The sequence below is a fragment of the Micromonospora sp. NPDC048930 genome, from assembly GCF_043197935.1.
In the GTDB taxonomy this organism is placed as follows: Bacteria; Actinomycetota; Actinomycetes; order Mycobacteriales; family Micromonosporaceae; genus Micromonospora.
Map to the genome: position 1 here is coordinate 360881 of NZ_JBICUB010000007.1, position 19555 is coordinate 380435.

Annotated in this window: 14 protein-coding genes; 3 read left to right on the plus strand and 11 right to left on the minus strand. The window is 74.5% G+C overall.

Going from position 1 to position 19555, the window contains the following annotated elements; genetic code table 11:
- Nucleotides 1-43: 43 nt before the first annotated feature.
- The 11 genes from ACGFI9_RS20860 to ACGFI9_RS20910 all read right to left on the minus strand — a co-directional run bounded on the left by ACGFI9_RS20860 (nt 44) and on the right by ACGFI9_RS20910 (nt 15395).
- The gene (locus tag ACGFI9_RS20860; RefSeq protein WP_393179987.1) at nt 44-1768 is read right to left on the minus strand and encodes a recombinase family protein; all 1725 of its coding nucleotides are present in this window, start codon (nt 1766-1768) and stop codon (nt 44-46) included.
- Between the two features lie 25 nt (nt 1769-1793).
- Complete coding sequence (locus tag ACGFI9_RS20865; RefSeq protein ID WP_393180176.1) at nt 1794-1925, minus strand: hypothetical protein; 132 nt, start codon at nt 1923-1925, stop codon at nt 1794-1796.
- 178 nt (nt 1926-2103) lie between these two features.
- Nucleotides 2104-4836 carry a hypothetical protein gene (locus tag ACGFI9_RS20870; protein WP_393179989.1) on the minus strand — a complete coding sequence of 911 codons (2733 nt, stop codon included), beginning with the start codon at nt 4834-4836 and terminating at the stop codon, nt 2104-2106.
- A gap of 349 nt (nt 4837-5185) precedes the next feature.
- A complete protein-coding gene (locus tag ACGFI9_RS20875; RefSeq protein WP_199737156.1) occupies nt 5186-5323 on the minus strand; it encodes a hypothetical protein in 138 nt (45 codons plus the stop codon).
- A gap of 224 nt (nt 5324-5547) precedes the next feature.
- On the minus strand, nt 5548-6996 hold the full coding sequence (locus ACGFI9_RS20880; protein ID WP_393180158.1) for a dihydrolipoamide acetyltransferase family protein: 1449 nt from the start codon (nt 6994-6996) through the stop codon (nt 5548-5550).
- 5 nt (nt 6997-7001) lie between these two features.
- Nucleotides 7002-7991 carry an alpha-ketoacid dehydrogenase subunit beta gene (locus ACGFI9_RS20885; RefSeq protein WP_393179991.1) on the minus strand — a complete coding sequence of 330 codons (990 nt, stop codon included), beginning with the start codon at nt 7989-7991 and terminating at the stop codon, nt 7002-7004.
- Nucleotides 7991-9169, minus strand: a complete 1179-nt coding sequence (pdhA, locus tag ACGFI9_RS20890; RefSeq protein ID WP_393179993.1) for a pyruvate dehydrogenase (acetyl-transferring) E1 component subunit alpha — start codon at nt 9167-9169, stop codon at nt 7991-7993. Before pdhA ends, ACGFI9_RS20885 begins: the two co-directional genes overlap by 1 nt.
- Nucleotides 9170-9797: 628 nt before the next feature.
- Complete coding sequence (locus ACGFI9_RS20895) at nt 9798-10580, minus strand: hypothetical protein (protein WP_393179994.1); 783 nt, start codon at nt 10578-10580, stop codon at nt 9798-9800.
- A gap of 38 nt (nt 10581-10618) precedes the next feature.
- A complete protein-coding gene (locus ACGFI9_RS20900) occupies nt 10619-11842 on the minus strand; it encodes a hypothetical protein (RefSeq protein WP_393179995.1) in 1224 nt (407 codons plus the stop codon).
- Between the two features lie 38 nt (nt 11843-11880).
- Complete coding sequence (locus tag ACGFI9_RS20905) at nt 11881-13539, minus strand: GTPase (RefSeq protein WP_393180160.1); 1659 nt, start codon at nt 13537-13539, stop codon at nt 11881-11883.
- Nucleotides 13540-13556: 17 nt separating this feature from the next.
- Nucleotides 13557-15395 (minus strand): ABC transporter, encoded by a 1839-nt coding sequence (locus ACGFI9_RS20910; protein WP_393179997.1) that lies wholly within the window; start codon nt 15393-15395, stop codon nt 13557-13559.
- A gap of 208 nt (nt 15396-15603) precedes the next feature.
- Here ACGFI9_RS20910 and dnaK point away from each other — a divergent pair, with 208 nt between their 5' ends.
- The 3 genes from dnaK to dnaJ all read left to right on the plus strand — a co-directional run bounded on the left by dnaK (nt 15604) and on the right by dnaJ (nt 19540).
- Complete coding sequence (gene dnaK / locus ACGFI9_RS20915) at nt 15604-17457, plus strand: molecular chaperone DnaK (protein ID WP_393179998.1); 1854 nt, start codon at nt 15604-15606, stop codon at nt 17455-17457.
- A gap of 48 nt (nt 17458-17505) precedes the next feature.
- On the plus strand, nt 17506-18276 hold the full coding sequence (gene grpE, locus ACGFI9_RS20920; protein WP_393180000.1) for a nucleotide exchange factor GrpE: 771 nt from the start codon (nt 17506-17508) through the stop codon (nt 18274-18276).
- A gap of 79 nt (nt 18277-18355) precedes the next feature.
- On the plus strand, nt 18356-19540 hold the full coding sequence (dnaJ, locus tag ACGFI9_RS20925) for a molecular chaperone DnaJ (RefSeq protein WP_393180002.1): 1185 nt from the start codon (nt 18356-18358) through the stop codon (nt 19538-19540).
- The last annotated feature ends 15 nt before the right edge of the window (nt 19541-19555 follow it).

A 19555-nucleotide genomic window follows, 5' to 3' on the forward strand; every position in this document is an offset into this window, starting at 1 on the left:
CCGGAATCGCTAGGCCGGGGCCTGTCTTATTGGGTCGGCTGGGTCAGTGTGCGGCGAGGAGAGACCGCGCCGATTCGAGGTAGCGCCGCGCCGTCCGAGGCTGCCGGCCGATCGCTTCGGCTACCTCCTCGACAGTGATCGCGGGGTTACCGGCGAGCAGGGCGCAGACCTTCTCGGTCGTCTTGTCGGGCAAGTCGGCCGGGTGCGAGGTGGTCCCGTCAGCCCAGACGATCAGAAGGCGCTCGGACGGCTTGAAGCGGACGCCCCGGGTACCGGCGCGGGTGGGGCGTACTTCGGCGATAGCGAGGCCGAGGAGGGCCCGGCGCTCGGCGTCTGGGAGATCGAAGAAGGCCGGGACGCTCTGGGCAAGGTCCAGGAGGGGCGAGATATCAGCCTCAGGAACCGGGATGCGGGCGAGAGCGTCCTCAGCGGCCTTGACCTTCGCCCGGAGGTCCGGCATGACGTCGGCGGCGTCCTCTTCGGTGAAGGTGCCTGCGGCGACAAGCCGACGGACGCGGGCAAGATCAGCGCGGGCCTCGTCGAGGGCGTCCTGAGCCGCGTCGCGGGCCTCGATATCGTCACGGGCGACCCGGGCGGTCCAGGCGTCGGCGACGGCCTCTAGAAGCGGGTCGCCAGGCTCCAAGGCGGCGAGCCGCCAGAGGAACGCCAGCGAAACCGCCTCGTCGGTCTCCGCCATCGGCACGGTGAAGCCTTCGCAGGCTCGGCCGTTCCCGTAGCCGCCGCAGCGGTACACCTTGCGGCCAGCGGCCCCGCTCTGCGCCGATCGGCCCTCGCAGTACGGGCAGCGGAGCGCGTCAGCGAGGAGGGTCGACGATCGCCGGTCGCCTCGACTCAGGAAGCGGCCGTGCTGCGCGATGGTCGCCGACCGATCGCCGATCGCGCGCAGGATGCGAGCCCGCTCCCCTGGCGTGATCACTCCGTCGCCAACGCTGACCGTCTGGCCCCGTTCGTCGCGGTACGGCTCGGCGATGTACTTCCATCGCCCGGTGGGCGTCCGCTCGCGGATTGACTGGAGGCCGGCCCAGCCAGGCGACCGGACGAGGGCTGCGACCGTGCCGACACCCCAGGACTTACCGCGCGGCGAGGGGATCCCGTCGTCGTTCAGGCCCTTGACGGTCGCCCAGATGGTCGCCCCGGTCAGAAGCTTGTCGGCGATCCGGCGGGCGGTCGGGTAGGTCTCGGGATCGTGCGCGAGCTGACCGTCTTCGATCCGCAGGCCGTACGGCGCAGGGCCGCCGAGCCAGCGGCCCTCGGCGCGGCGGAACTTCTTCGTACGGCTGACCCGGCGTGACAGGTTCTCGACCTCTTCGCGCGCGATCTCGGCTCGGATGATCAGCTCTAGCCGGCGGCGCGGGTCGCTGGTGTCGGTTCCGTCCGCCCCGACGATCCGCCGCGAGCCGTCGGCGTGCTCGTCTAGGAGTCGGCCGATCTCGACGGCCCCGCGACGGTCAGCGCGGTCAAGCGACCATGCGAGGAGCGTGCGGAAGCGGTCGCCGACCCGCAGCCATTCGAGGGCCTTCTTCCACTCGGGGCGGGCCTTGGTAGAGAAGCGGGACGCGCCGGTCCCCTCCCGCTCTACGAAGACGTAGAGGACGACGAGACCGAGGCGGGCGGCTAGCTCGCGAAGCTCGGCTTCCTGCTCAGCGAGCGAACGGCCGTTGCGGGCGTCGCCTTCGGCGTTGCGGTGGGAGCGGCGCAGGTAGAGGGCGCAGCTTCGGGACGGGTCGGGTACCTCGGCGGGTTGCATGCCGAGGACGTTAGCAAGGAGTTCGTTAGACCGTAAGAGGCGTCCAGAAATCCAGCAGGACGATCTTCCCGCGCAGGTCGGCCAGGGTGACCGCCTTCCCGCCGGTGTTCAGCCAGGCCCGACCCCGCAGCTCCGGGGCGCGTACGCGTGCGCTCATGCCCCCATCGTGCCGCACGATCGGCCGGCAGCCGCCCGGACGGGCGGTGAGAGAGGCGTACGCGACAGGGCTCGCCGTAGCGTGCTGGGTGCGCAGATACACGGAAAGAGTGGCTATCCACGTGCTGGACAGCCACTCTTTCCGTGAAAGAGGCCCCTCAGTGGGCGGGGTTCGGGCGCTAACTGCCGGCCGGCTTGAGGCAGAGGATCTGGTTTCCGATCCCCACCGTCGGCTGGGCCGGGTCGGCGCACTTGTCCTTGCTGTCGACCTTCGAGACGACCGTGAACGCGCCCTGCTCGCCGCAGTCGGCGGCCACCGCGCCGCCGCCGGACTGCTTGACGCAGGAGCCCACGGCCGGGTTGAACGGCGCCGGCTTCTCCTCGTCGCCGCCGATCTTGCCGAGCAGCAGGAGCAGGCCGAGCGGGACGGCGAGGATCAGCACCGCCGCGACCAGCACGAGGCCGAGCACCTTGCCGTTGCGTACCTTGGGCGCGGGCGCCTCGGTCTTCGGCGCCGCGTCCGGCTTGAACGCGTCGAAGCGGCCCTGGTCCGGGTCGTTGCCGGGACCCTGCTGCCAGGCCGGCGGCGCCTGCTGCGGCGGCGGCGGGAAGGCGGGCGGGAAGCCACCCGGCCCGGGCTCACCCATGCCACCGGGCCCCTGGCCCGGTACGCCGACCACGGCGCGACCGCCGGCCGGCCCGCCGAACGGGTCGTGCTGGCCGAACTGGTCCGGGTGTCCACCCGGGCCGCCGAACTGGCCCGGCTGCCCGCCCGGGCCGCCGAACTGGCCCGGCTGCCCGCCCGGGCCGCCGAACGGGTCGCGCTGGCCACCGGGCCCGGCGAAGGGCTCAGCGGGCGCGCCGAACGGGTCACCGGGGGCGGCGAACGGGTCGCCGGGGCGCTCGCCGCTCTGCGGGTGCACCCCGTTGACCGGGCGGTTGTTGCCGGCCGGGTCCACGAAGGACGGCACGCCGGGCGGGAAGGGCGGCGGACCGGCGGGCGAGAACGGCGGGGCCGACGGCGCCTCGCCGAAGGCGTTCGGCCGCTCCGGCTCGTCCATCCGGGGCTGCGGGCCGTGCTCGTCGAAGCGTGGCCCCTGCTCCGGGAAGCCGTGCGGGGCGTCCTGGCCCGGAGCCTCGTCGGCCTCCGGCCGGGCGGGCCGGCCGTACACCCGGGGCTGCGGGGCCGGTACGCCGGCCGAGTGCAGCGGCTGGTCGCTCGGGGGCGTCACGCGGCTGGCCATCGGCACCGACGCGCTGGCCGACACGGCCCCCGTGGCGCCCGACTCCGGCGAGGTACGCGGCGCGGGCACCACCGGCCCGGCCGGCGACTGGGGCTCCTCGCGGGACGGCTCGGGCGTACCCCAGGCGGCCGGCTCGTACCCCTGCGGGTCGCGCTCGGCCGACTCGGCACCCGGGCCGAACTGGGCCGACGGCGTGTAGTCGGCGGGCGGCGAGGCGGCCAGGGCGGCACCGGGCACCCGCTGCTCCTGCGGCGGGAGCGGCACGGCGTTCGCCGGGGAGATGCCGGGGCCCGGGGCCGGCTGGTAGGCCGGCTCGGCCGGCTCCGCCTCCGCACTCCGACCCCACGCCTCGCCGGCCGCCCACGGCTCGGCCTCCGGGATGGTGGGACGCTGCGGCGTCCACTGTGCCGGGTTGTCCTGGTTGGCGCCCCAGGCCGGCGGCGAGTCCGGGGACGGGACGGAGGCGCTGGCCCGGGCTGGTGCCTCCGCCGACGCCCAGGCGCCCGGCTCCGGCCGGTCACCGGACATCTCGCCGGCCCAGCCGGCCTGCGCCGGCTCGTCCTGGTCCCGCTGCTGCGGCTCGGCCGCGGCGTCGCCCCATGCGGGGCGCTGCTCGTCCGGCGTACCCCAGGCGGGCTGGTGCGGGGCGTCGGCGGCCCGGCCCGCGGCCCAGCCGCCGGAGCGGTCCGGGTCGTCGTCGCGCGAAGCCGCCGGGCCGGCCGGCCAGCCACCCGAGCGGGCCGGGTCGTCCTGCGGGCCGGCGGCGTCCCAGCCGCCGGAGCGGGCCGGGTCGTCCTGCGGGGTCCAGGCGTTGTCGCCCTGCCCGGGCACCGGGACCTTGGCGGCGGCCCGGGCGGTCGGCTCGGCCGGCGCAGCCCAGGCCGGCGCGGACTGGTCGCCCTGCTGGCCCCAGGCCGGCTGCTCGTCCTGCTGCGGCGCGCCCCAGCCACCGGACCGGTTCGGGTCGTCCGGCTGCTGGGCGCCGGCGCCCACGGCCCAGCCGCCGGAGCGGTCCACCGGCGTCCCGGCGGCGGCCGACCAGTCCCCTGCGCGACCCGGATCGTCGCCCTGCTGCGGGTCCGCGTGCCAACCGCCGGAGCGGTTCGGGTCGTCCTGCTGCCCGGCGGGGGTGGCCCACGCCTCGTGCGGCGGGGTGGCGGGGGCGGGCACCTGCGCGGCACCGCGGGCGGCCTGCTCGCCGGGCTGGCCCCAGGCGGGCTGCTCGCCGTGCGCCGGGGCGGCGGCCCAGGCGGGGGCGTCCTGCTCGGCCGGGGCGGCCCAGGCCGGGGGAGTCGGCTCGCCGGCGGGGGCCGACGGCGTGGCCCAGGCCGGGGCGTTCTGCTCTGGTGCGGCCCAGGCGGGCTGCGGGGAGCCGCCCCACGCGCCCGGTTCGGCGGGCGGCGACACCTGGGCGGAGCCCCGGTTGGGGGTGGGCTGACCGCCGCCCGACTGCGCCCAGGCGGGCGGCTGGTCGTCCTGCGCCGCCCAGGCGGGCGCGGGCGGGGTGGGCCGACCGGCCGGCGGGGGCGGGGCCCAGCCGAGGTCGGGAGCGCCGGGGTACCCGTTGTCCTGCTGAGCCGGGCGGTCGCCGTACGGCGCCGGTCCACCGGCACCCGGCGACACCTCGCCCGGCTCCTGGCCAGGGCGGTGCGGGGCCTCGGACGTCATGGGTGCGCCTCCTCCATCACATGTCGGCCACCGATGCCGATCGGGACCGTCGGCATGGTCGCCGGCGTTGCCGGCGGGTACCGGCCGTGCGGGCTCCCCGCACCGTATCCGGTGGCCGCCCGGAGGCGTCCGGGGGAGCACCGGCCGTCACTCTCCGTCGCCGGACGCTGGCGATCGGCTCCTGCTCGTCGCGATCGGTCCGGGGCGGGCGGGTGGCGACCGAGCCCCACCGTACCGGGCGGTGCCGCGAGGTGGAATCCCGGTGTCAATGGCCGTGACACGCCGAAGGCCCGCCCGGGGTGACCGGGCGGGCCTTCGAACTGGAGGAGGTGAGGAAAGAAGGGGAGCGTCAGCTCATGTGACGCTGGGCGATGGCGAGGAGCTCCTCGCGGACCGCGGGGGAGTTGGCGGAACGCAGGGCGTGCTCGATGGCGCGGGCACGGCGGTTGGCGTCGCGGCGGCTACGGATTCGCTCGATCATGCTCATCTTGGGTCTCTCCTCCTGGCTATTCGGTTGTCGGCCCCTTGATGTCTCTATTGAACCGCATAACGCCGCCAACTTCCATCGATTATTAGGTGAGCTGAACCACGCACCTAAGGATCGTAGGTTGAGGACCCCGATATGCCGAAGATTTCGTCTCCCAACGGCAACGGCCGGTGTGCCGGGCGTTCACCCGTCGCACACCGGCCGTCGCCGGAACGGTGGACCCGTCAGGTCCAGGCCAGCAGCGCCGCCTCCGGATCGGCGAGGAAGTCCCCGACGTCGCGGAGGAACTTCGAGCCCAGCTCACCGTCGATGATCCGGTGGTCGAAGGAGAGGCCCAGGGTGGTGACCAGGCGCGGCTTCACCTTGCCCTTGTGCACCCACGGCATCTCCCGGACCGCGCCGAAGGCCAGGATGGCCGACTCGCCCGGGGGCAGGATCGGCGTACCGGTGTCGACGCCGAAGACGCCGACGTTGGTGATGGTCAGCGTGCCGCCGGACATGTCGGCCGGGGAGGTCTTCCCCGCCTTGGCCGTCTGGACCAGCTCGGTCATCGCGTCCGCCAGCTCGCGCAGCGAGAGCCGGCCGGCGTCCTTGATGTTCGGCACGATCAGGCCGCGCTCGGTGGCCGCCGCGATGCCCAGGTTGACGTACTCCTTGACCACGATCTCGTCGCCGGCCCAGGTCGAGTTGACCATCGGGTGACGCTTGACCGCGAGCAGGACCGCCTTGGCGACCAGCAGCAGCGGAGAGACGCGCACCTCGCGCCACTCGCGCCGCCCCCGGAGCCGGTCCAGGGCCTTCATCGCCCGGGTCACGTCGACGGTCAGGAACTCCGTGACGTGCGGGGCGGTGAACGCCGAGCGGGACATGTTCTCGGCGGTGAGCTTGCGTACCCCCTTGACCGGGATGCGCTGCTCGCGGTCCGCGCCGAAGCTCGCGGCCGCCGTGGCCGGGGCCGCGACCGTCAGCGGCTCGGTCGCCGCCGGGGTCCCGCTCGCCGCCCGCTGTACGTCCTCCCGGGTGATCGAGCCGAGTGGGCCCGAGCCGGTCAGCGTGGCGAGGTCGACGCCGAGGTCCTTGGCGAGCTTGCGGACCGGCGGCTTGGCCAGCACCGGGCCGGTGGCCCGGCCGTTGCCGTTCACGGCCGGCGCGGGCGACACCGGCGCGACCGGTGCCGGAGCCGGCGCGGCCTGGATCGGCGCGGCCGCCGCCTGGGCCGGGACGCCGCCCTTGCGCGGGCGGCGCTTGGCCGGCGCGTTCCGCGGGCCGTAGCCGACCAGCACGGCGGTACGCCCGCCCGGCGCCACCCCGCCGATCAGGCCCGGCTCGACCATGCCCTCCTCGGGCGCGACCTCGACGGCGGCCAGCGAGGCCGCCGACGGAGTGGGCAGGGAGGCGTCCGTGGACTCCTCGATCGGCCCGGCGCCCGGGTCGGTGTCGATCGCGATGATCGGGGTGCCCACCTCGACGGTGGTCCCCTCCGGGTGGAAGATCGCCCGGACCTGGCCGGCCCACTTCGCCGGGATCTCGACCGCCGCCTTGGCGGTCTCCACCTCGACGATCGGCTGGTTCAGCTCGATGACGTCGCCCACCTTGACCAGCCAGGCGAGGATCTCGCCCTCGGTCAGGCCCTCACCCAGGTCGGGGAGGTTGAACTCCTTGATCCGCGACATGCCGCTCACCAGCCGAAGGTGCGGTCGACGGCGTCGAGCACCCGGTCGAGGTCGGGCAGGTACTCCTCCTCCACCCGGGCGGCCGGGTAGGGGGTGTCGAAGCCGGTCACCCGCAGCACCGGGGACTCCAGGGAGTAGAAGCACTCCTCGGTGATCCGGGCCGCGATCTCCGACCCGAGGCCCAGGTTGCCCGGGGCCTCGTGCACGACCACGCAGCGGCCGGTGCGCCGCACCGACTCGTACGCGGCGGTCAGGTCCAGCGGGGAGAGCGAGCGCAGGTCGATGACCTCCAGCTCCCGGCCGTCCTCGGCGGCGGCGGTGGCCGCGTCCAGCGCGGTGCGCACCATCGGGCCGTACGCCAGCACGGTGGCGTCGGTGCCCGTCCGGGCGACCCGGGAGGCGTGCAGCGGGTACGCCTCGGACAGCGGGGCGTCCAGCTCGACCGGCCCCTTCTCCCAGTAGCGCCGCTTCGGCTCCAGGAACACGATCGGGTCGTCCGAGGCGATCGCCTGCTGGATCATCGAGTACGCGTCCTGCGGGTTCGCGCAGGTCACCACCTTGAGACCGGCGGTGTGCGCGAAGTACGCCTCGGGCGACTCGGAGTGGTGCTCGACCGCGCCGATGCCGCCGCCGTAGGGGATCCGGATGACCATCGGGATCCGGACCTTGCCCTGCGAGCGGTAGTGCATCTTCGCCACCTGCGACACGATCTGGTCGTACGCCGGGTAGACGAAGCCGTCGAACTGGATCTCGCAGACCGGCCGGAAGCCGCGGATGGCCAGGCCGACCGCGGTGCCGATGATGCCGGACTCGGCGAGCGGGGTGTCGATCACCCGCTGGTCGCCGAAGTCCTTCTGCAGGCCGTCGGTGATCCGGAAGACGCCGCCGAGCTTGCCGACGTCCTCGCCCATGATCACGACCTTCGGGTCGTTCTCCAGGGCCTTGCGCAGACCGGTGTTGAGGGCCTTGCCGAGGGTGAGCGTCTCCGTGGCCATCAGTGGGCACTCCCCTCGAACGACTCCAGGTACTTGCTGAACTGGGCCCGCTGCTCGTCGAGCTCGGGGGACCCGTTGGGGTAGACGTGGTCGAACATGGTCACCGGCTCCGGGTTGGGCATGGCGAGCACCCGCTCGCGCAGGTGCACCGACTCGGTCCGGGCCTGCTCGTCGACCTCGGCGAAGAACGACTCGTCGGCGATCTGCTGCTTGGTCAGGAACGCCTTCATCCGGGCGATGGGGTCCTTGGCCTGCCAGGCCTCGACCTCGCTGGCGATCCGGTAGCGGGTCGGGTCGTCGGAGGTGGTGTGCGCCCCCATCCGGTAGGTGTACGCCTCGATCAGGCTCGGGCCCTGGCCGTGCCGCGCGTTGTCCAGCGCGTGCCGGGTCACCGCGTACGACGCGAGCACGTCGTTGCCGTCCACCCGGACGCCGGGGAAGCCGAAGCCGCCCGCCCGCCGGTACAGCGGGACGCGGGTCTGCCGCTCCAGAGGCTCGGAGATGGCGTACTGGTTGTTCTGGCAGAAGAAGACCAGGGGGGCGTTGAAGACGCTGGCCCAGACGAAGGACTCGTTGACGTCGCCCTGGCTGGTGGCGCCGTCGCCGAAGTAGGCGATCACCGCCTCGCCGTCGTCGCCGCCGGTCTTGCCGTCCATCGCGACGCCCATGGCGTACCCGGTCGCGTGCAGGGTCTGCGCCCCGATGACGATCGTGTACATGTTGAACTTGAACTCGTTCGGGTCCCAGCCGCCCTGGTCGACGCCGCGGAACAGGCCGAGCGGCATGATCGGGTCGATGCCCCGGCAGTAGAGGACGCCGTGCTCCCGGTAGGTCGGGAAGGCCATGTCCTGCGGGCGCAGCGCCCGGCCGGAGCCGACCTGCGCCGCCTCCTGGCCCAGCAGGCTGGCCCAGAGGCCCAGCTCGCCCTGGCGCTGGAGCGCCGTGGCCTCGGCGTCGAGCTTGCGGACCAGCACGAGGTCGCGGTAGAGCCCGCGGTACTCCTCGTCGGTGAAGTCCACGCGGTACTCGGTCCCGTCCGGGCCGAGCGCGCTCTCGATCCGCTCGCCCTCCGGCGTCAGCAGCTGTACGAGTTCCGGCTCGCCGGCTGCGGCGGCGCGCTTGGAACGGGGTGCGGCCCGCCTGGTGCGGGCGGCGGCCCCGGGGTCGCCCTTTGCCATCCGTCTCTCCCTGTCTGGTCTGCGCCGGCCCCGGGGGGTGACCCGTGCCGCGCACATCGTGCGCCCGCCCGGCTGGTGCCGGGTCGGTCCCTGGCGGCCGCGCCTAGCCCCGGTGAGGGTTGCCGCGCGGCGTGAGCCGGGGTCCGTGGTGAACCCGGCCCGGGAGCGCCGGCGCCGTTCCGCACCAGCCGCGGGGTGCGCGGAGGTAGCGGCTGCGTTGCCGTCGTGCCTGAATGATTGCAGAGGAGGTGAGCGGGCCCACAGTATGGCCTCCCCTGTCGGTCACGTTCCGTCTCGTTTGCGACGGATGAGGGTTTTGTCGCTCAGGACTGCCCACACCCGACGGACAATTTGTGTGTCGACACGCTGTGGCGCCTGGTGAACTGAGCGTCACTGGGTCAAGCTGACTGGTGTTGCCGCCGGGTGTTTAACGGCCTTTGTCCGTTTCTGTGCCACGCCTCAGGCGGATCGTTGCCAGCTGTCGACGTACGAGGAGTGGGCCGGTGTCCGAGCCAGCAGAGGGTCCGGGTGCGCCGCTCCTCGGCGGCCACCGCGCGACCCCCAGGGCCGGTTACCGCCGGGTGATCGGGGCGCACCGCGCGCCCGGCGCCGGGGTCCCCACGCGGGGCTACCTGTTCACGGTCGCGCTGCTCGCCGGCACCGCGTCCATGCCGATCCTCGCGGCCTTCAGCGCCGGGTCGGCCAGCGTCGGCAACAGCGCCCTGCCGGACAGCGGCACCGCGTTCATCCCGACCCCCTCGATCGGGCCGGTGGTGGTCCCGCCGCCGAGCGGGAGCCAGCCCGCGATCGGGCCCAGCCGCAAGCCTCCGCTCGGCCCCGCCACCACCACCCTGCCCGCGGCCGCGCTGCCGCTGATCCCGGCCGCCCCGGCCCTGCCGGACGACTCCGACCTCGGCTCGGCGGGGCGGCCCCGGCCGGCCGTGCCCCCGTCACCGCCCGCTCCCGGACCCACCCGGACCCCGCCGACCACCAGGCCCGATCCGTCGCCGTCACCGTCGGCCTCCGCGTCGGCCACGCCGACGCCCACCGCCACGCCGGAGCCGACCAGCACCTTCTCCGGCCCGACCAGCGACCCGTCGGCCACCCCGGAGCCGTCGGACAGCGGGAGCCCCACGCCGACCCCCTCGCCCGCACCCTCCCCGCCGCCGACCAGCCCGGCCCCGACCGGGTCGCCCGCGCCGAGCCCCAGCCCCACGGCCGACCCGGGCCGCAGGCCCACCCCGCCGGTTCCGCGCCACCCGTCGGGTACGCCGCACCAGCGCCCCGGCGACCGCATCGACCGGCCGGCCCCGGCCCCGGCGCCGCGCCCCCGGCCACCGATGGTGCCCGTGTCGGTGCCCAGCCCGTCCCCGCAGCCGCCGGCCGAACCCGGTGCCACCGAGCGGGGCACGGGTACGGACCCGGCAGCCCTCGCCTGAGCCGCCCGGCTCAGGCCGGGTCGTCGGTGAGGCGGTGCCGGTTGGCCTCGATCCAGGCGTCCAGGGCGGCCGGATCGTCCGGGTCGACGCCGTCCGCCATGAGCTGGGCGACCGCCGCGGTGGCGGGGCTGCGCCGCTCGCCGGTGCTGTAGAGCCGGGCGAACTCCGGGACCATCTCCTCGATCGCCTCGTCCGTCCGGCGGGCCGCCGCGGCCAGCAGCCCGCGCTGGCGGGCCGCGTACGCCGTCCAGCCCCGCAGCACCCGGGGCAGCATCGCCGCGTCGTCCATGTCCAGCACGGCCCGGCGGTGCACCCAGTCCAGCAGGAACAGCTCGGCGACGGTCGGGCTCCACCGCATCGGATCGGCGTCCGGGAAGCTCGCCGAGTGGTCCAGCAGCAGGCCCAGGCAGAAGTGCAGCGAGGGCAGCTCCGCGTCGGTCGCCGCGTCCAGGCCGAACCGGGCGGCCTCCGGCGAGCCGAGGAAGCCCCGGACCAGCCGGGTCCGCTCCTCGTCGGTGGCCGGCGCGGCCTCCTCGGGTCCGACGCCGCCGGGTCCGCCAGGCAGCACCGCCAGCCGCGCCCCGACCAGCGCCCGGTCGGTGGCCAGCGAACCCTGCGCCGGCAGCTCGCCGAGCTGGTCGGTGACCGCCAGGTGGCGGCTCACCTCCGCGTGCATCCGGGCCGGATCCTCGGTACGGAACCAGGTGAACTCGTCCTCGGTGCAGATCTCCCGGGCCTGCTCCACGATCCGGCCGGCGGGACCGCCGACGAAGACGTCCTTGGTGATGCCGATGTTGTGGTCGACCAGCGCGACCAGGGCGTGATCCGGCCCGCCCTCGGCGTCGTCGTACCCGAAGGTGGCCAGGTAGGAGGTCTGGTCGCCGTACACGTCCCCGTACGCCCAGGTGCCGGTGAGGTGCACCCGGCCGAGCTGCCCGGCCCAGGCCGGGGCGTACGCGCCGGGGCGGACCCGGGCGGTGCCCTCGGCGTCCGGCACCAGGGCGGCGAAGACGGCGCGGATGGTGGTCGCGGCGGCGCTGCGCCGCCGCGCGGTGGCGGCGAGGAACCCGGTCACGAACTCCCGGACGGCATTCTCCCGGTCGGTCTCCGCGACGGCGTAGACGCTGCCCAGCAGGGCGGCGCCGAGCATCTCCGCGTCGAGGGCGGAGTCGAGCCTCGTCACGTCGCGGGCGGCGTGCAGCACCGCCTCGTAGGGGGTCTGTGGCGTGGCCATGCACCGACCCTACGCCCCCCGGCCGGCCGGGACACGGGTCAGCGCCGGGCGGCCTCGCGCAGCGCCTCCCGGGCCTCGGCGTAGCGGGCCAGCACCGCCCAGACCGGGTTCAGCACGTACCGCTCGCCGACGCTGCCCACCGAGGTCAGCAGCCGCTCCTCCGCCCGCTGCCGGGCCCGCCGCGCCGCCCACCCGATCACCGGCCGGGTCAGCGCCGCCACCAGCAGCCCGGCCAGCAGGCCGCCGAGGAGCAGCACCGTCGGCCAGGGCACCGTGCCGAGCTCCGGGTGGTGCAGGGCGGGCAGGCCGAGCGCGCGCAGCGCGTAGCCGAGCACCAGCCAGCCCAGCCCGGCCACCGCGGCCAGGGTGACCAGCCACTGGAGGCCGCCCACCACCCGCCACCAGGTGGGCTGGCGGGCCATGCCCAGGTCGGTGGCGGCCACCGCGTGGTCCAGCGCGCCCGGCAGGTCGGCCAGCCGGGACCGGGCCGCGGTGGTGACCGTGGCCGGCCAGGGCGCCGGCAGGTCGGCGGCGGAGCGGTCCGCCACCGCACGGATGGCCAGGTTGAGCGCCGAGCGCTGGGCGGCGGTCGGATCGGGTACGGAGGTCGCCGCGACCAGGCTCTCCGCCGGCGCGTCGGGATCCCCGCCGGGCAGGTGCAGCCGGCGCAGCGGGTCCGGCCGGAGCTTCCGCCAGCCCCGGACCAGCGGCCAGCCGGTCGCACCCCCGGCCCGGTGCCGGTACGCCGCCTCGACCGCCTCCGCCACGGTCGGCACCCCGGCGGCCCCGGCCAGCGCCGAGGTGAGTTCCTTCGCCGACGTGTCGCCCGGTCCGGTACGCGGCGGCTCCGGGCCGACCAGCGGCTCCAGCCCGTCCACCACGATGTCCACGTCGCCGGCCAGCCGGCGCAGGGCGGCCTGCCGCTCGGCCACCGTACGGGCCAGCTCGGCGCGGAGGCCGTCCAGCCCGGCCGGGTCCACCGCCACCGTGGGCAGCAGCGGCACGCCGCCCAGCCCGTCGGCGTCCAGCAGCCGGCGCAGGTCGCCGAGGACCTTGGGCAGCTCGGCCGGGGGCAGCCGGTCGGCCTGGTTGAGCACCACCACCGTCACGTCCCGGTGCCGGTGGAACTCGCGCAGGTAGCTGGTGTGGATCACGCGGTCGGCGTACTTCTGCGGGTCGACCACCCAGACCACCAGGTCGACCAGGCCGAGCAGCCGGTCCACCTCCAGCCGGTGGGTCCGCTGCACCGAGTCGAAGTCGGGCAGGTCCAGCAGGACCAGGCCGTGCAGGTCGCACTCGTCGTCGGCGTCGAGCGCGCTCTCCCGGACGAACCGGTGCCGGGGCAGCACCCCGATCCAGTCGAGCAGCCGGGACGCGCCGTCCAGCGGCCCCCAGACGCAGGCGTGCGCCACCCCGGTGGTGGGCCGGCGTACGCCGACCGGCGACAGGTCCAGCCGGGCGAGGGCGTTGAACAGGCTCGACTTGCCGCTGCCGGTGGCCCCGGCCAGGGCGACGACGGTGTGGTGCCCGGAGAGGGCGAGCCGCGTGCCGGCCCGTTCGACGACGGTGTGCCCGGGCACCAGCTGCGGGTCCGGCACCAGGCCGTCCGTCGCGGCGAGGAAGCGCTGGACCGCCTGGAGGCGGGCGATCAGGGCGTCGGGGTCGACCCGTTGCTCGCCCCGGAACGCCTCCCGCATCCGGCCGACGATGTTGCTCACCGGCCACCGCCCTGGTCGGCCGCGGGCAGCACCGGGCCGTCCGGGTCGGACAGGCCACTGCGGTGCCGGGCCTTCTCCACCTCGACGGCGGCCCGACGCAGCGCGTCGCCGGCCCCGGCGTCCGGGCGGGCGGCCCCGGTCCGGGCGAGGAACCGGTCGGCCTCCTCCGCCAGCAGCGTGTTCACCCGGTCGAGCAGGTCCACCCGGGCCTTGGTGGCCAGGTTCCGTACCGCCTGGTCACCGAAGATCGCCTGGAGGACCGCCTGGGCGGCGACGGTGGTGCCGGCGCCGGTGGCCACCTCCAGGCCGGTCGGGATGAAGGCGGTGGAGGCGAAGACCGCGATCATGACGGCCAGCCCGGTCGCGTTGACCGCGTACGCGGCCGTGCGGGCCACGAAGCGGCGGTCGCCCCCCTCGGCCCGGACCAGCTCCAGCACCCCGCGCTGCCAGTCGCGGACCAGCCGCTCGGCGCGTTCGGCGAAGTCCGCCGAGGCGTGGGCGAGCTCCGGTGCGAGCAGCGCCGCCCCGGCCGGGTGCGCCTTCCAGCCCGTGTACGCGTTCTCCGCCGCCTCGGCGGCCACCCCGCGCAGCAGCGTGACGAGCTGCGACTCGATGGCGTTCTTCAGCTCGGCGGCCGGGGCGGGACGCCCGGTGACGGCGGCGACCAGCCGGTCGCGCAGTCGCCCGATCCGCGCCTCCAGGGTGCGGAAGAACTCGCCGGTGCCGATGAACTCCTGCCAGCGGGCCAGCACCTCGCCGCGGAGCAGCCGGCCGTCCCGGAGCCCCTGGTCGACCGTCCGCTCCGCCCCCCGGTACGCGGCCCGGACCCGCTCGTCCAGCGCGTCGGCGGCGGCCACCTGCTCGTCTGCGGCGTCGCCCAGCGCGTCCACGGTCGGGTGCAGGGCGGCGATCGCGCCGTCCAGGGTCTGCCGGACCACGGCCGAGCGGGCCTCGGCGTCGGCGGCCAGCCGGGCGAACCAGGCGCTCAGCGGGGCGGTGACCTTGTCGGGGAGCAGCCCCTGCCCGTCGACCCAGGTCTCCGGCAGGACGAAGAGCGGTGCGGCGCCCAGGTCCTGCGCGGCGAGCATCTCCGACAGGTGGCCGGCGATCTCGTCGGCCGCCTCCGGGGGCACCCGGTCGAGGACCATGGCGATCGCCGTGCCCCGGGCCCGGGCGGTGCGGAGCAGCTCCCAGGGCACGGCGTCGGCGTACCGGGCGGCGGTGGTGACGAAGAGCCAGAGGTCGGCGGCGGCCAGCAGCTGCCCGGCGAGCGCGCGGTTGGCGTCGACCACCGAGTCGATGTCGGGCGCGTCGAGGAAGGCCAGCCCGGCCGGGAGCGCCGGGGCGGTGACCAGGTGCAGGGTGCCGGGCTCGTCGCTCGGCTCGTTGGTGCGGGTGAGGCCGGGCAGCAGCTCGCCCTGCCGGAACCAGGCCGAGTCGGCCGGGTTGCAGACCAGGACCGGGGAACGGGTGGTGGGGCGGAGCACGCCGGCTGCGCTCACCCGGGCCTGGACCAGGCTGTTGACCAGCGTCGACTTGCCGGCGCCGGTGGAGCCGCCGACCACCACCAGCAGCGGGGCGTCGAGCCGGGCGAGCCGGGGCAGCACGTAGTCGTCGAGCTGGTCGGTGAGGCCGGCGGCGGTCCGCCGGGCCGGCTCGGCGGAGGGCAGGGCCAGCGGGAATCGGGCCGCCTCGATCGCGGCCCGCAGGCCGGCGAGCGCGGCGGGGAGGCCATCCGCGCTGGTGGCGGGCGGGTCGTCCCCGGTGGCGGGTCCGGTGCGGGCTGCGACGGCGGGCGCGCCGGAACGGGTGGCGGAATCGCCATGCGTCGTCACCGCTAAAGCGTGCCCGACCGACGCAAGGTAAGACAACCGGACGGTAATAACGGTCGGGTTGCGTCGGGTCGACTCAACCTCGACTTGCGGTTTGCCGGCGGCGTGGCACTATTGAGTCAAGTTCACTCAACTTGTGGTGCGGTCGCTGCGGGCGACCCGCCGGGCAGGCCCGTTGACCTGCTCACCGTTACGAAGCGAGGAAGCGAACATGGCACGTGCGGTCGGCATCGACCTCGGCACGACGAACTCCTGCGTCAGCGTTCTCGAGGGCGGTGAGCCCACCGTCATCGCCAACGCTGAGGGCTCGCGGACGACCCCCTCGATCGTCGCGTTCGCCCGCAACGGCGAGGTGCTCGTCGGTGAGGTCGCCAAGCGCCAGGCGGTGACCAACCCCGACCGGACCATCCGCTCGGTCAAGCGGGAGATCGGCACCAACTGGACCGTCGACATCGATGGCAAGAAGTACACCCCGCAGGAGATTTCGGCCCGGACGCTGATGAAGCTCAAGCGGGACGCCGAGGCGTACCTGGGCGAGCAGATCACCGACGCGGTGATCACCGTCCCGGCCTACTTCAACGACGGCCAGCGCCAGGCCACCAAGGAGGCCGGTGAGATCGCCGGCTTCAACGTGCTGCGGATCGTCAACGAGCCGACCGCGGCCGCCCTGGCGTACGGCCTCGACAAGGGCTCCAAGGAGCAGACCGTCCTGGTCTTCGACCTGGGTGGCGGCACCTTCGACGTCTCGCTGCTCGAGCTGGCCGAGGGCGTCATCGAGGTCAAGTCCACCAGCGGTGACAACCACCTCGGTGGCGACGACTGGGACCAGCGGATCATCGACCACCTGGTGAAGACCTTCCGTGGCGAGCACGGCATCGACCTGTCCCAGGACAAGATGGCCATGCAGCGGCTCAAGGAGGCGGCCGAGAAGGCCAAGATCGAGCTGTCCGCCGCCACCACCACCAACATCAACCTGCCGTACATCACCGCCGGCTCGGCGGGCCCGCTGCACCTCGACGTGACCCTGAGCCGCGCCGAGTTCCAGCGCATGACGCAGGACCTGCTGGACCGCTGCAAGGGCCCGTTCGAGCAGGCCGTGAAGGACGCCGGGATCAAGGTCTCGGACGTCGACCACGTCATCCTGGTCGGCGGCTCGACCCGGATGCCGGCCGTGACCGACCTGGTCAAGCAGCTCACCGGCAAGGAGCCCAACAAGGGCGTGAACCCGGACGAGGTCGTCGCCGTCGGCGCCGCCCTCCAGGCCGGTGTGCTCAAGGGCGAGGTCAAGGACGTCCTGCTGCTCGACGTGACCCCGCTGAGCCTGGGCATCGAGACCAAGGGCGGCATCTTCACCAAGCTCATCGAGCGCAACACCACCATCCCGACCAAGCGCTCCGAGGTCTTCACCACGGCGGACGACAACCAGCCGTCGGTGCTGATCCAGGTGTTCCAGGGCGAGCGGGAGATCGCGGCCTACAACAAGAAGCTCGGCACCTTCGAGCTGACCGGCCTCCCGCCGGCGCCGCGCGGCGTGCCGCAGATCGAGGTCACCTTCGACATCGACGCCAACGGCATCGTCAACGTGCACGCCAAGGACCTGGGCACCGGCAAGGAGCAGAAGATGACGATCACCGGCGGCTCCTCGCTGCCGAAGGACGACATCGAGCGGATGCGCCGGGACGCCGAGGAGCACGCCGAGGAGGACAAGCGCCGGCGCGACGAGGCGGAGACCCGCAACGTGGCCGAGGCGCTCCAGTGGCAGACCGAGAAGTTCCTCGCCGAGAGCGGCGACAAGCTGCCCAGCGAGAACCGCGACCAGCTCAACGAGGCCCTCGGCGAGCTGCGCAGCGCCCTCGGTGGCCAGGACATCGACAAGATCAAGGCCGCCCACGAGAAGCTGGCCCAGGTCTCCCAGCAGGCCGGCTCGCTGCTCTACTCGCAGCAGCAGGGCGAGCAGGGTGCGCCGGGGGCGGCCGGGCCGGGCGCGGGTGCGACCGGCGGCGCGACGCCCGGCGGTGCCGACGACGTGGTCGACGCGGAGATCGTGGACGAGGACAAGAAGTGACCTTCCGTCCCGGACACGTACTCGACCGCAGAGGGATGAGGTAACCGCATGACGGAGAAGCCACGAGCCGCCGACCCGGGCGCCACCGGGTCGGCGCCGGGTGGCTCCGCGACCGCCGGGCAGGGCGCCGGCGACGAGCCGCGGGTCGTCATCCGTGACAAGCGCAAGATCGGCAAGACCACCGAGAAGCCCCCGACCGACGCCGCGGCGGCGGACGCCGCGGCTGACGCGCCGGCCGAGGGGCTGGTCGAGGAGGCCGAGGTCGTGGTCGACGAGATCGAGGCCGAGGCCCCCGTCTCCGGCCCGCCCGTGGTCGACGCGCCCGCCGAGCCCAGCGAGGAGGCCGAGGCGGTCGAGGAGATCGTCAGGCCGGGCGGTCCGCTCGGAGCCGAGCTGGACGCGCTCCGGGCCGAGCTGGACGAGCGGACCCGGGACCTCCAGCGGGTGTCGGCGGAGTACGCCAACTACCGCAAGCGGGTCGACCGGGACCGCAACCTGGTCCAGGAACAGGCGACCGGCAGCGTGCTGACCGCGCTGCTGCCGATCCTCGACGACCTGGACCGGGCCCGCGAGCACGGCGACCTGGTGGGACCGTTCGGCTCGGTGGCCGAGCAGCTCACCACCGCGCTGGGCAAGTTCGGCCTGACCGCGTTCGGCGAGCAGGGCGACCCGTTCGATCCGACCCGGCACGAGGCGGTGGCCCACCAGACCTCCGCCGACGTGACCGAACCGACCTGCGTGCAGGTCATGCGCCGGGGTTACCAGCTCGGCGAACGGCTGCTGCGGCCCGCCCTGGTCGCGGTCGCCGATCCAGAGTAGTGCCGACCCGTGACGTCCCGCCCGCCCACGTCGGGCGGGCGGGACGATCGGGGTACGTCCCGTGGAAGGGGGTGGACCGGTGAGTTCCAAGGACTGGATCGAGAAGGACTACTACGCCGTGCTTGGCGTGGAGAAGTCCGCCTCCTCGGACGAGATCAAGAAGTCGTACCGGAAGCTGGCTCGGGAGTCGCACCCGGACCACAACCCCGGTGACCCGAAGGCCGAGGAGCGGTTCAAGGCCGTCTCCGAGGCGTACGCCGTGCTCGGCGACGACAAGAAGCGTCGCGAGTACGACGAGATGCGGTCCCTCTTCGGCTCCGGCGCGTTCCGCCGCAGCGCCCGTGGCGGTGGCCAGCCGGGCGGCATGCCGTTCGATGTCTCCGACCTGTTCGGCGGGGCGGCCGGCGGCGAGGCCCGGTTCGGCGGCGGCGGTGGCCTGGGCGACCTGTTCAGCTCGCTCTTCACCGGCGGCGGCGCCGGTGGCGCCACCCGCCCGCGCGGTCCCGCGAAGGGCCGGGACGTGGAGGCCGAGGTGGCGCTCGACTTCGAGGACGCGGTACGCGGGGTCACCCTCCCGCTGACGCTGCGCGCCCCCGGGGTCTGCGACACCTGCCACGGCAACGGGGCGAAGCCCGGCACCCAGCCGGTGGCCTGCCCGGTCTGCCACGGCGCCGGGGTGACCACCCGCAACCAGGGGTCGTTCAGCTTCTCCGAGCCGTGCCGCAACTGCCAGGGCGTCGGCACCATCGTCGAGGAGAAGTGCCCGGAGTGCCACGGCACCGGCGGGGTGACCAAGACCCGGACGCTGAACGTCCGCTTCCCCGCCGGGGTGGCCGACGGCCAGCGCATCCGGCTGGCCGGCCGGGGCGAACCGGGCGAACGGGGCGGTCCGGCGGGCGACCTGTTCGTCCAGGTGAAGGTCCGCCCGGACGAGCTGTTCGGGCGCAGCGGGGACGACCTGACCCTGACCGTGCCGGTCACGTTCGCGGAGGCGGTGCTCGGCACCGATCTGCGGGTACCGACCCTGGACGGCACGGTGACCCTCCGGGTGCCACCGGGTACGCCGAGCGGTCGGGTGCTCCGGGCCCGGGGCAAGGGCGTCGTACGCAAGGACGGCCGCGCCGGTGACCTGCTGGTCACCCTCGACGTGGTGGTCCCGGCGAAGGTGTCGGACGAGGCGCGGGCGGCGCTCGAGGCGTTCGCGGAGCAGACGCCGCCGGCCGCGCGGGAACATCTCGACGCGCGGGTGCGTCGATTCAGTTGACCGGGTGGAAGGCAG

Coding starts and splice junctions, on each gene's coding strand:
- ACGFI9_RS20860 (WP_393179987.1), bottom strand. CDS start 1,768: ATGCAACCCGCCGAGGTACCCGACCCGTCCCGAAGCTGCGCCCTCTAC.
- ACGFI9_RS20865 (WP_393180176.1), bottom strand. CDS start 1,925: ATGAGCGCACGCGTACGCGCCCCGGAGCTGCGGGGTCGGGCCTGGCTG.
- ACGFI9_RS20870 (WP_393179989.1), bottom strand. CDS start 4,836: ATGACGTCCGAGGCCCCGCACCGCCCTGGCCAGGAGCCGGGCGAGGTG.
- ACGFI9_RS20875 (WP_199737156.1), bottom strand. CDS start 5,323: ATGAGCATGATCGAGCGAATCCGTAGCCGCCGCGACGCCAACCGCCGT.
- ACGFI9_RS20880 (WP_393180158.1), bottom strand. CDS start 6,996: ATGTCGCGGATCAAGGAGTTCAACCTCCCCGACCTGGGTGAGGGCCTG.
- ACGFI9_RS20885 (WP_393179991.1), bottom strand. CDS start 7,991: ATGGCCACGGAGACGCTCACCCTCGGCAAGGCCCTCAACACCGGTCTG.
- pdhA (WP_393179993.1), bottom strand. CDS start 9,169: ATGGCAAAGGGCGACCCCGGGGCCGCCGCCCGCACCAGGCGGGCCGCA.
- ACGFI9_RS20900 (WP_393179995.1), bottom strand. CDS start 11,842: ATGGCCACGCCACAGACCCCCTACGAGGCGGTGCTGCACGCCGCCCGC.
- ACGFI9_RS20905 (WP_393180160.1), bottom strand. CDS start 13,539: ATGCGGGAGGCGTTCCGGGGCGAGCAACGGGTCGACCCCGACGCCCTG.
- dnaK (WP_393179998.1), top strand. CDS start 15,604: ATGGCACGTGCGGTCGGCATCGACCTCGGCACGACGAACTCCTGCGTC.
- grpE (WP_393180000.1), top strand. CDS start 17,506: ATGACGGAGAAGCCACGAGCCGCCGACCCGGGCGCCACCGGGTCGGCG.